This is a genomic window from Pseudomonas baltica (assembly GCF_031880315.1).
Lineage (GTDB): Bacteria > Pseudomonadota > Gammaproteobacteria > Pseudomonadales > Pseudomonadaceae > Aquipseudomonas.
In genome coordinates this window covers 4,334,477-4,346,188 of sequence record NZ_CP134771.1, presented here as the reverse complement: position 1 = coordinate 4,346,188, position 11,712 = coordinate 4,334,477, and the positions used below count along the sequence as shown (strand labels likewise).

Genomic DNA, 11,712 nt, shown 5'->3' with positions numbered 1-11,712 from the left:
AATCGGGCAGAGGGTTCTTATAGGGGCTGCGGCCGGGCTCCCGCGCTGCGCAGGGCCAGCAGTTGTTCGGTGAGCAATTCGAGGTCAAGACTGTTCACGCTTTTGATTCGTGCCACCGCCTCCAAGGGCCAGGCCTCCAGGCCGTGGGTCGCACCGAGCATGGCCCCGAGCATGGCGGCGATGGTATCGGTATCGCCGCCCAGGCTCGCCGCCATGCACAGCGCCGGGAACACGTGCAGCTGGCCTTCGGCGACTGCCTGAGCCAACGCGAAGGCGGCCACTACGGACTCCTGAGAGGCCACCGAGGTGCCAATCACGTCGTAGATCACATCGGGCAGGCTGGCGGTATCGCAACCGGCGCACACCTGCCGCGACCAGAGGATGCGCGCGGCGATATTGCCACCCGCTACCCAGTGGCCTCGGCGATGACCCCAGCGTGCCGCCTCGATGCCGAATTCAAGTGCAGTCTTGAGATCCGCGCCCTGCACGCCTGCCGACACCACCGCCGCCACTGCGGCGGCGCTGGCGATGCCGAGGCCGGTGTTGTGAGTCACCTGGCAGGCTTGCACGACCTGATCCATGAAATATTCGGGGTCGCTGATGTCGGCAGCGATGCCCACCGGCGCGATGCGCATGGCCGCGCCGTTGGTGGTGCCGAATCGCCCCGCTTCTTCGGGGCTGGCACCGGCCAGGATCATTTCAATAGCGCGTTTGGTGGACGGCCCAAGCAGGTCCTGGGAGCCTTTGGCGCGCATGGCCGCTTCCCAGTCGATCAGGTCCTGGGCCAGGGCCGCAGGCTCGATGCGCCCCTTTCCGGCAACCAACCGGTGGGCGACCAGAATGGCTTGCTCGGTATCGTCGGTAATGGCGCCGGCCGGCATGTTCGGCGCGATGGGTTGTTCGTTGTCAGCCGCCTGCAACGTGGTGATGCGGCCATAGCGGGCACGTACCTGCTCCCGGGACAGGGACTGCGTGGGCATGCCAAGGGCATCGCCCAGGGCCAGGCCATAGAAGGCGCCAAGGGCGCGAGTGCGGGTCTGTTCGAGGCTGATCATTGCAGGCTTCCGAAACTTAAATGAAGTTGAAAGTGGGCTGGGTCGAGCAGGCTTTCCACCTGTTCCATGAAGCGCCCCTGGGTATCGAAGGTTTCTCGCATTGTCTTGAGAAACACCGTGCCCGACGGGCGCTGCAGGCGTTCGGCGGCCACCGTGTCGAGGGCTTCGGCACCGATCCACTGCTTGCCGAGCTGGCCTTCATAACCGTGGGCGGCGAGTGTGGCGGTGAGCGAACCGTCGACCAGCCCCGTTTCGGGCAGCGCCTCCAGGCCATCGCGCGCGGGAATCAATGCCCGCTCCAGTGACACCACGCTGCCATCAGCCGCACGCCGCCGGCGCTCCACAAGGACGAACTCGTCGCTCCCCGCCAACAGCGCCAATGTCGGACGCTGCACGCGGGTGATGCCCAACAGCTCGGTATTCATCTGTACAGCGCCGGCCGCCAGGGCACGGGCCCAACCGCCGCTTTGGTCGAGCGGCACGCCATCGTAGGTGACGATGGAGCCGACGCCGGTCTGGGTGGCGATGTAGTTGCGTCGCTTGAGCTCGGACAGCGCCTCGCGCAACGTGCCGCGGCTGACGTCGAACTCGGCGGCCAGTTCATGCTCGCCAGGCAGACGCGCGCCGGAACCCAGTTCGCCGCGCTCGATGCGTTCGGCAAGGGCTTGGACGACGCGAAATTTCTTGTCAAATCGAACCTGTCTAGTCATGTACAATTTGATACCTCGGCAAGGGGCCGATTGGCAAGTGCTATTTGCATGTCACCTCTGAATCGCGACCGCCGGAGCCCATGGGACGGCCACAGAAAATCGCCCCGGGCATTTCGGCCCAGGGCGTTCGTCAGTCAACTAAAGCGGCTGTGCACCAGCCTGTTCAGCCCATCCGGCTACTTGAGCCCGGCACAGAACGCCGCGATGCGATCACAGCCTTCGCTCAGCACGTCCAGGCTGGTGGCGTAGGACAAGCGGAAGTACGGGCTCATGCCATAGGCCGCGCCTTGGACGGTGGTGACGTGGTGCTCTTCCATCAAGGCCATGACGAAGTCCGTGTCGTTGCTGATCAGGCGCCCGCCACGGGAGGTCTTGCCGATGAGTTCGGCAATGTTGGGGAACAGATAGAACGCGCCCTCCGGCTTGTGGCAGTGCAGGCCTTCGATATCGGCCAAACGCCCGAGCACGAAGTCACGACGTTGCTGGTAGATGGCCGCACGCTCCTTGAGCAGGTCCTGCGGGCCGTCCAGCACGGCAATCGCGGCTGCTTGAGTGAGGGTGCAGATGCCGCCGCTGTTCTGCGTATTGACGTTGCTCATGGCCTTGATCAAGTCACTCGGGCCACCGCAGAAACCCATGCGCCAGCCGGTCATTGCATAGGCCTTGGAGATGCCGTTGACGGTCAGCACGCGGTCAAGCAATCGCGGCTCGACATCACCAATGGTGCAGAACTCGAAGTCGTCGTAAATCAGATGCTCGTACATGTCGTCGGTCATGATCCACACATGTGGGTGGCGCAGCATCACTTCGGCGATGGCGGCCATCTCGGCGCGCGAGCAGGCAGAACCAGTGGGGTTGCTCGGGTAGTTGAGCAGCAGCCATTTGGTCTTGGGCGTGATCGCCGCTTCCAGGTCTTCGGGGCGCAGCTTGAAGTGGTTGGCCTGCGAACACTTCACCGGCACCGGCGTGGCACCGGCGAACTTGGCGATGTCGGCGTAGCTGATCCAGGCCGGGGTCGGGATCAGTACTTCGTCGCCGGCGTTGATGGTGGCGAGCATCGCGTTGAAGATGATCTGTTTGCCGCCGCCTGCGGTGATGATCTGCGATACCTCGTAGTCGAGGTTGTTGTCGCGTTTGAACTTGCGCTGGATGGCCGCGCGCAGGGCCGGCGTGCCATCGGTGGGCGGGTACTTGGTGTCGCCAGCGCAGGCCGCAGCATAGGCGGCTTCGATGGCGTGCTGCGGGGTCGGGAAATCCGGCTCGCCCGTCGACAGGCCGATGACCTTGATGCCTTGGGCTGCCAGGTCGCGGGCTTTCTGGGTCATGGCCACAGAGGCGGAAACGGTTACGTTGTTCAAGCGATCAGCAATAGCAGGCATTGGCGTCAGTCTTCGTGGTGGCGAGATCGGGGTTGCGCGCTCGGGAGCTGGGAAAAAGCATAAAAGCAAACAGCGCACGCCCTCCAATAGAGCTTTGCTGTGGAGACATAACAGAAATGGATGGACCTGTTTGGCGGCCGGCAACAAGCATCGTGCGCCATCTTTTTGGACTGGGCGATTGGGCGATTGGGCGATTGGGCGATTGGGCGATTGGGCGATTGGGCGATTGGGCGATTGGGCGATTGGGGTGTGGCCCTTTGCTGCGGGCCTGTGCGGATCGCCCTGTCCATTGGCCCTTCGCCTAGGCTCAGGGTACCCGCGTGCAGACACCTGAAGAGAGGGCACGGCGCAATGGGCCATCCATGGCCCAACGCGCCTGACCCGGCATCCTGCCGGGATCTCCCTCTCTTCAGGCGCCTGCACGCGGCCTGCTGGAGGGGCGCGCCGCACAGGCCCGCAGCAAAGGACCAGCCGAGATTTGGGGAGCGTCCTAAAGCTTTTTTGAAGCAACGGCACTGATGTCACTGTTCTGCTTTCGAATCGGCCTTGGGGTCGCGGCCCCCTTCCAGCAGGCCGCGTTTCGACGCACTGACGAGGGGATAGCCGGCATGGATGCCGGCTAAGCCCCGTTGGGCCACGGAAGGCCCATCGGGGCGTGCCCCTCGTCAGTGCGTCGAAGCGCGGGAACCCCGAGCGTCAGCGAGGGGCCAATGGCGGGGGCCGCGACCCCAAGGCCGATTCGAAAGCAGAACCACCCCAATCAACGCCCCCCCCCACCGACCAATAAAGCCACCCAGCAACACTCAGCCTTATTGCGTAGCCGAACTACCGCCATTCTGCTTGATCAACGTCAACGCCTTCTGACCACTACGAGCGCAGTTGTCCAAATCACCTTTGGCCTTGTACCCCTTGGCCTCAGCGATCAACTTGTTGACCTCCGAAGACGACCCAGTGGTAGACGCCGGCTTGGCAACCGTCGCCTCATCAGTGAGTTTTTGCAGCTGCAGAGAACACATGTCCTCGGCCGCCATCGCGTTACCTGCAACCAACAAGGCCGCAACCGCCATCAACGTTTTCATATTCGACGCTCCGTGGACTTTGATAAACCGATCGTTCAACTGAGCCGCTGATCACTCCAGCGGTTCGAACTTGAGTGCGCTGAGTTTCTGCACCTTCTCTTCGCGAACCATCTTGTACTCGGTGTTCGGGCCGATCCACTTGGCCCAGATCTGATCGATCTCGCCAGCGTTTTCCATCGCCATCAACGCGTCATTGACCTTCGCCAGCATGGCCGGCTCGTCAAGGCGCATGCCCACGCTCACAGGCTCCAGCGCCATCGGCTCCTTGACGATGCCCAGCTCGACACCACCGGCGGCGGCCTGGCTCACCAGCTTGGTTGCCGACATCGCGTTGGTCACCACGCCCAGCACCTTGTTCTGCTGCACGGCCAGGTACGCCGAACCGGTGTCCTGGAAGGTCACAGGGGTAGCCTTGGCCATGCGAATCGACTGTTCGGATGTCGAGCCCTTGGTGGCGCTGATGCGCTTGCCTTCGAAGTACGAACGCGGTTCGTCAGCCAGTGGCTTTTTCACCACGAGCATTTCCTTGGCCACGTAGTAGGGGTCGCTGAACTGGATCTGCTGGGCGCGGGTCTTGGTGTACGCCAGGTTGGCGATGACCACGTCTACGCGCCCCATCTTCACTTCCGGAACTCGAGCTTCACCCGACAGCGGTTTGAGCTCGACCTTCACGCCAAGGTGCTTGGCCAGGGCGTTGCACAGGTCCACATCCATGCCTTCGAGCGCACGGGTGGTGGGGCTGGGCGAAGAGAACGGGGGGACGTCGGAATATACGCCGCAGCTCAAGGTCTGCTTGGCCTGCACATCGGCCCACTGATCAGCGTGCGCAGTCATGGCCATTACGGGGGTGAACATCAGGGCCAGACAGGCCGATTTGATACGCATGCATCCTTCCTCAAAAAGTGTGTAGTTGGGGCGGCAGGCTGAGTACGCGCGGAGGCCCGCGCAAAATTCGAGGGCGGCTCTGACGGCGCCTCAATGAGAGCGTAAATCGCTGATGAAACGCTGCGCGCGCGGGTGCGCCGGCTGGCTGAAGAACACCTCGGGCGTGGCCTTTTCGAGGATCTGCCCGGCATCCATGAACCAGATCGTGTCGGCTACTTCGCGGGCGAAATTCATCTCGTGGGTGACGCACATCATGGTCATGCCCTCCTTGGCCAAGCCGCGCATCACACTGAGTACTTCGCCGACCATTTCTGGGTCCAGCGCACTGGTGGGCTCGTCGAAGAGCATCACCGGCGGCTCCATGGCCAAGGCCCGGGCGATCGCCACGCGCTGCTGCTGACCACCGGACAGCTGCCCCGGATAGGCCCCGGCCTTGTGCGCCATGCCAACGCGGTCGAGCAGCTCCATCGCCTGCTTCTTGGCCGCGGAACCCTTGATGCCCTTGACCTTGGTGGGCGACAGAATCACGTTGTCGAGCACCGACAGATGGGGGAATAGATTGAAGCTCTGAAACACGAAACCGATACGGCTGCGCAGGCGATTGACGTTGGCATCGGTACCATGGATATCGTGCCCCTCGAACAGAATCTGCCCGCCCTGAATGCCCTCAAGGCGATTGACCGTGCGGATCAGCGTGGACTTGCCCGAGCCCGAAGGCCCGCAGACAACCACCACTTCACCCTTGGTGATCTCGGCGTTGATAGTGGTGAGGGCGCGGTACGCGCCGTACCACTTGTCGATATTGGCGAATGTGATCATCGGTTGCATGGCGATTACCTGGAGAGATCGGTGGAGACGAGTTCGGGAATGACCTTGGCTGCCGGAGCGCTGCCGTTGTCACCCTTGCGCTTGCGCTCGATGCGCTTTTCCACGGCGCCGGCCACTCGCGTCAGGCTGTAGCAGATGCAGAAGTAGCTCGCCGCCAGAATGAAATAAACCTGGAACGGCTTGGTCAGCAGCTGGTTGTTGACCTGATTGGCCGAGAACGTCAGCTCCTGCAGATTGATGATGTAGCCCAGCGTTGTCTCCTTGATGATCGACACGAACTGGCTGATCAGGCTCGGCAAGGCGTTGTACAGCGCCTGCGGCAGGATCACCCAGGTCATCGCCCGCCAATAGCCCATACCCAGTGCCCGCGACGCTTCGTACTGACCGTTGGGCAAGGCCTGAATGCCCCCGCGCACGATCTCGCTGAGGTAGGCGCTCTGATAGATCACCAGCGTGCAGAGCATGGTCGTGAAGGCGCTGATGTTGCGGCCGATCAGCACTGGCACCAGAAAGTAGGTCCAGAACACCACCAGCAACAACGGAATACCACGCAGCACGTACACCCACACGAAGGCCGGGTAACGCAGCGCGCGGAATGGCGAAATGCGCGCCATGGCCAGCAGGATGCTCAGCGGGAAGGCAATTACCAGCGCCAGCGCGGAAAGGATCAGCGTGCTGACCAACCCGCCCAGTGGACCGTTCGGGTACTGGCCGATCAGCAGCAATTCCCAGTTGTTGTGGACGATAGCGAACACATCGAACATGACTGATTACCTCGCTCTGGCCAGATCGAAACGGCGAGCGATAAGCGCCCCGATGCCCATCAGCAACAACGAGACCACCAGATAGCCGACGGTGGCGACCAGGTACGACTCGAACGTGCGGAAGGTGTAGTTTTCAACTTCACGGGTGGCGTAGGTCAGCTCCACCACGCCGATGGCCATGGCCAGACTGGTGTTCTTGAACAGCAGCACGGTGTGGTTGATCAGCGACGGCAGCGAATTGCGGATGCCCTGCGGCAGGATCACGTAGCGCATCGAACGCATGTAGCCCATGCCCAGCGCCCGCGCCGCTTCGGTCTGCCCATCGGGGATGGCACGCAGGCCGGCACGCAGGTCCTCGGAAAAGTACGCCGCTTGGCACAGGCCCAGCGCGATCACCGCGAAAATGAATTCGGTGCTGTAGTTGGCCAGCCACAACTGCGCGCTATCGGGCAGCAAGGTCGGTACGCCGAAATACCAGAGCATCAATTGCACCAGCGTCGGCACGTTGCGGTGATAGGCCACATAGCCCGCCACCAGAGCCACGGCCAGCTTGTTGTGGGTCAGGCGTACGACCACCAGCAAAAAGGCCAGGCTCATGGCCAGCAGCCACGCGCAGAGCATCAGCTTGAGGGTCAACTCCGCGCCCTGCAGCATCAGCGCGGCGTACTCGCCCGTCAAAATCGGCCCCAGGTCGAAACCTTTAATCATGGGAATCACCTTCGGATATCTGTAGCGGCAGCATGAAATGAAAACCGGAGCCCGCAGGCGTGACGGGTGAGATCCCGTTCTGGTCCGGCTGCTGCCTCAACTCTCCTGAGGGCGCGTCGTCTGCAGGCCGCCCGGCACCTGCAGGGTCGGAGTGATTTCCATATGGCCGACATTCATGGACACCGGGGCTGCGATGGCAAAGGCAATGGCGTCAGCAATGTCGCTGGCCACCGGCAGTTCGAAACCTTCGATGTACTTCTTGTGGCTCTCTTCAGGGTTGCCATGCACGTGGGCGAAGATGTCCGTGGCCACGCGGCCCGGGCAGATTTCAGTGACACGCACGCGCTTGCCGAACACATCGATACGCAGATTGCGCGAGAGCATGCTCACCGCCGCCTTGGTGGCGTGATACGTGGAATTGCCACCGAAGTTGTAGGCCGCAGCGATGGAACTGATATTGATCACATGGCCGCGATCGCGCGCTACCATGCCAGGCACGAACAGCCGCGTGAGATGTAGCACCGCGCGCAGGTTGACGTCGATCAGCGCATCGATGCCCTCGGCGTCTGCGTTGAGGATCGAACCCGGACGATCGACTCCGGCATTGTTGACCAGGATGTCGATTTCCAGACCTTCGGCCAAAGCGGTCATGCCTTTGAGATCGGCGACGTCCAGAGCGTGAGGAATGCAGCCAGTGCGCTTGGCCAGCGCTGCCAGGTTCTCGGCATTGCGCGCCACCGCATGCACCGTGATGCCTTCGCGGCACAGACGCTCGACGGTCGCGGCACCGATGCCCGAAGAAGCCCCGGTGACCAGCGCGGTTTTGTAGTCAGAAAATGGCATGTCGCATTCCTCATCAAAGCGTTCGACGACCCGCATGGCAGGTCTTGGTATCGACTGTACTGGGCGGCGATTGTGGGCGCCAAGACGTAATCGCTGTGTGGCGATAAGCCCGCCTTATGGCCCCGCAAGGCCCCGTAAAATCAGGGGATCAGGTGTGAAACAGGGACTATTTCGCCGCCGCCCTGCTCGATTTCCCGGCGAATGCCGCGGGCCAGCTCCACGGAGCCTGCGGTATCACCGTGGAGCAGAATGGAGCAGGCATCGATCTTGATGCGCTCGCCGGTGTAGCAAGTCACGGTGCCTTCATCGAGCAACTGGCGCACGCGATCGCGCACCTTGAGCGGGTCCTTGATGACCGAGTCGGGCAACTGGCGTGGCACCAACAGGCCGCTCTTATCGTACGCACGATCGGCCAGGAAAGTGGTGGCCACCCGCAAGCCGTGACGTTCGGCCGCAGCTTCAATGGCGCGGCTGGTGGACGAACTGATGATCAGCTTCGAGTCGAACGCGGCCACCGCGGCGATCAACGGATCGGCGAGGTCGGCATCGGCGGCGGCCATGTTGCCCAGCGCACCGTGGAAACTCATGTGGGTCATGCGGTGCCCGATAGCGGCGGCGAAACCGGCCAGCGCGCCCAGTTGATAGATGACGTAGGTGGCCAGCTCGCGCGTTTCGATCTGCATCTTGCGGCGGCCGAACCCGAGCAAGTCGGGGAAACCCACGTGCGCACCCAGATCGATCCCGCCCGCCAGTGCCAAGCGCACGGTGCTGTCCATGATCAGCGGGTCGCCGGCATGAAAGCCGCAGGCGACGTTGGCCGACGAGATGATCTGCATCAACGCCTCGTCCTCGCCCATTCGGTAAGCGCCGAAGCCTTCGCCGAGGTCCGCATTCAAATCGATTTTCATGTGCTGCTCCTCAAGCTGGCTCGGCCAGCGATACCAGCGGTGTGCCGTAGCCCACCAGTTGTTGGTCGGCGACCATGAAGGCGCCCAGGGTGCCGCTGGCGGTGGCCGTGACCGGCAACAGCAACTTGCCCACCGCGATCAGGCCGACCAGAGTGCCAGGCTCCAGGGCATCGCCGGGGCGCACCTCGGGTTCATCGCGCGAGGGATGCCGCGACAGGAAGCGGCCGCACACGGTAGCCATGGCGGCGATCTTCAGCGCCGGTGTCTCGATGGCCGGTGCCTCGGTGATGGACGCCTGGCGCGGCGTGCTGGCGGGAGTTTTGGCCGGCCGAGTCAAGCGGATGCTGAACTCGCTGCTGTGCAGTTCGAACTGCGCCAGGTTGGCGCTGCTGACCCATTCGACGATCTGGCGAATCTTGCTGATGTGCATCGTGATTACTCCGCTTCCCGACGGGCCTTGAGCCAACGTTCCAGGTGATGAATGTCCACCGAACCTGCACAGAAGTCCGGGTCCTGGAGAATGTCGCGGTGCAGCGCGACGTTGCTTGAGATGCCCTCGATACGCAACTGCGCCAACGCCGTACGCATCCGCGCCAAGGCTTCATCGCGGGTCGCGCCGTGGGTGATGACCTTGGCGATCATCGAGTCGTAATAGGGCGGCACCTGATAGCCGGCGCTCACGTGAGAATCGACCCGCACGCCCATGCCGCCCGGTACTTCCCAGCGGGTGACGCGGCCGGGGGTGGGGATGAAGGTCTGCGGGTCCTCGGCGTTGATGCGACACTCCAGCGAGTGGCCGTGGGTGCGCACATCGCTTTGCTGGAGCGTCAGCGACTCACCCAAGGCCATGCGTAATTGCTGCTGGACGATGTCGATGCCAGTGGTCAATTCGGTGACCGGATGCTCGACCTGCAGGCGGGTGTTCATCTCGATGAAATAGAACTCGCCGTCTTCGAACAGGAACTCGAACGTACCAACGCCCCGATAACCGATCTGCTGACAAGCCAGCACACAGCGCTCGCCCACTGCCGCGATCAACGCCTCGTCGATACCAGGAGCCGGCGCCTCTTCGAGGACTTTTTGATGGCGGCGCTGTTGCGAGCAGTCACGGCTGCCGAGCCACACACCTTTGCCATGATTATCGCAGAGCACCTGGATTTCCACGTGCCGCGGGTGGCCAAGAAACTTTTCGATATAGAGCTCGGGGTTGCCGAAGGCGCGCCGCGCTTCTTCGCGGGTGACGCTGACGGCTGGCAACAGATCTTCGCCGCGCTCGACCATGCGCATGCCGCGCCCGCCGCCTCCGCCCGCCGCCTTGACGATGACCGGGTAGCCGATCTCGTCACCGATGCGCTGGATGCTGGCCGGATCATCCGGCAGTGAGCCTTCCGGGCCCGGCACGCAGGGCACACCGGCCTTGCGCATGGCGCGCTTGGCGGCGACCTTGTCACCCATCTGCCGGATGCACTCGGCGGTGGGGCCGATAAAGGTCATGCCAGCGGCTTCGACACGCTTGCTGAAGTCCGCGTTCTCGGAGAGAAAGCCGTAGCCTGGATGGATCGCCTGGGCGCCGGTGGCCTGGGCGGCATACAGGATCGCTTGCTGATTCAGGTAGCTCTGGCCGGGGGCGGCCGGGCCGATACACAGCGCCTCGTCAGCGTATTGCAGGTAGGACGCCTGGGCATCCGCCTCGGAATAGACCATCACCGTCTTCAGACCCAGGCCGTGGCAGGCGCGCTGAATCCGCAGGGCGATTTCACCGCGGTTGGCGATCAGTACTTTATCGAACATGGGGGCAACCTGTGGGTGAGCTAGACAATGCTGAACAGCGGCTGGCCGGATTCCACCTCTTCGCCGGGCTGGGCGAGGATGGCGTCGATGCGCCCGGCCTTATTGGCCCTGACCTGATGGAACATCTTCATCGCCTCGACGATACACAGGGTCTGCCCGACCGCCACGGTGGCGCCGATCGTGGTGAAAGGCGGCTCATCGGGTGATGGCGTCAGGTGCAGTACGCCGTACAGCGGGGAGCAGATCTGGCTGGCGGCAGGTGCATTGATCGGGGCTGCTGGCGGGGCGACCTCGGCTACCGCAGACGGCGCCGCTTCAGGGCTCTGGGGCATTGCTGCCGATGCAGTGGAATGGCGGCTCAGCGTCACCGTGGTGCCGCCTTCGCTGAGGGTCATTTCACTCAGGTCCGACTCGGCCAGCAGGTCGATCAGCTGTTTGATGCGTTGTTGATCCATGTTGATTATCTGCCCCTTGCTCATTCGGCTGGCACGGTATTGCCCTTGGTCTGCGGCCAATGTACCGAGCCTGGGCGTCAGCGCGCCAAGAGCGTTTACCGCTGGGGCGATAAGTGCGACTTATGACCCGGCGCGGGGTGATGTTTATTATTGAACTGACGTCGATCACATTTACCGATGCCGCCATAGGCAGCGGCAATGTCGCGCGCACCATTATTGTGATGGCCGCCCTTAATAGTTGCACTTGTGTGAGTCATAAGCGTTCCCTATCCAGCCAGAGCAAAGTTGTCTTAACCCCAAGAAGAAA

The 11,712-nt window shown here is 62.7% G+C and carries 13 protein-coding genes; all 13 read right to left on the bottom strand.

What is annotated here, in order from left to right:
* Nucleotides 1-17: 17 nt before the first annotated feature.
* On the bottom strand, nt 18-1,055 hold the full coding sequence (locus REH34_RS19365) for an ADP-ribosylglycohydrolase family protein (RefSeq protein WP_311968840.1): 1,038 nt from the start codon (nt 1,053-1,055) through the stop codon (nt 18-20).
* Nucleotides 1,052-1,765: a GntR family transcriptional regulator gene (locus REH34_RS19360; protein WP_311968839.1), complete on the bottom strand. Its 714-nt coding sequence runs from the start codon at nt 1,763-1,765 to the stop codon at nt 1,052-1,054. Before REH34_RS19360 ends, REH34_RS19365 begins: the two co-directional genes overlap by 4 nt.
* Before the next feature lie 176 nt (nt 1,766-1,941).
* On the bottom strand, nt 1,942-3,144 hold the full coding sequence (locus tag REH34_RS19355; protein ID WP_311968838.1) for a pyridoxal phosphate-dependent aminotransferase: 1,203 nt from the start codon (nt 3,142-3,144) through the stop codon (nt 1,942-1,944).
* 809 nt (nt 3,145-3,953) lie between these two features.
* On the bottom strand, nt 3,954-4,223 hold the full coding sequence (locus tag REH34_RS19350) for a hypothetical protein (RefSeq protein WP_226507156.1): 270 nt from the start codon (nt 4,221-4,223) through the stop codon (nt 3,954-3,956).
* A 51-nt stretch (nt 4,224-4,274) separates the two neighbouring features.
* Entirely contained in the window at nt 4,275-5,108 is an 834-nt protein-coding gene (locus tag REH34_RS19345; protein ID WP_226507157.1) for a transporter substrate-binding domain-containing protein, read from the bottom strand.
* 90 nt (nt 5,109-5,198) lie between these two features.
* Nucleotides 5,199-5,927, bottom strand: coding sequence for an amino acid ABC transporter ATP-binding protein (locus tag REH34_RS19340; RefSeq protein WP_311972119.1), 729 nt, complete (start codon nt 5,925-5,927; stop codon nt 5,199-5,201).
* Between the two features lie 14 nt (nt 5,928-5,941).
* Complete coding sequence (locus REH34_RS19335; RefSeq protein ID WP_311968837.1) at nt 5,942-6,700, bottom strand: amino acid ABC transporter permease; 759 nt, start codon at nt 6,698-6,700, stop codon at nt 5,942-5,944.
* Between the two features lie 6 nt (nt 6,701-6,706).
* The gene (locus tag REH34_RS19330; protein WP_311968836.1) at nt 6,707-7,408 is read right to left on the bottom strand and encodes an amino acid ABC transporter permease; all 702 of its coding nucleotides are present in this window, start codon (nt 7,406-7,408) and stop codon (nt 6,707-6,709) included.
* A 96-nt stretch (nt 7,409-7,504) separates the two neighbouring features.
* Nucleotides 7,505-8,251, bottom strand: coding sequence for an SDR family oxidoreductase (locus REH34_RS19325; protein WP_311968835.1), 747 nt, complete (start codon nt 8,249-8,251; stop codon nt 7,505-7,507).
* A 140-nt stretch (nt 8,252-8,391) separates the two neighbouring features.
* The gene (locus REH34_RS19320; protein WP_311968834.1) at nt 8,392-9,159 is read right to left on the bottom strand and encodes a 5-oxoprolinase subunit PxpA; all 768 of its coding nucleotides are present in this window, start codon (nt 9,157-9,159) and stop codon (nt 8,392-8,394) included.
* A 10-nt stretch (nt 9,160-9,169) separates the two neighbouring features.
* Nucleotides 9,170-9,589 (bottom strand): hypothetical protein, encoded by a 420-nt coding sequence (locus REH34_RS19315; protein WP_311968833.1) that lies wholly within the window; start codon nt 9,587-9,589, stop codon nt 9,170-9,172.
* A 5-nt stretch (nt 9,590-9,594) separates the two neighbouring features.
* Complete coding sequence (gene accC, locus REH34_RS19310; RefSeq protein WP_311968832.1) at nt 9,595-10,950, bottom strand: acetyl-CoA carboxylase biotin carboxylase subunit; 1,356 nt, start codon at nt 10,948-10,950, stop codon at nt 9,595-9,597.
* Nucleotides 10,951-10,970: 20 nt separating this feature from the next.
* Entirely contained in the window at nt 10,971-11,405 is a 435-nt protein-coding gene (gene accB, locus REH34_RS19305; RefSeq protein WP_311968831.1) for an acetyl-CoA carboxylase biotin carboxyl carrier protein, read from the bottom strand.
* Nucleotides 11,406-11,712: the final 307 nt, after the last annotated feature.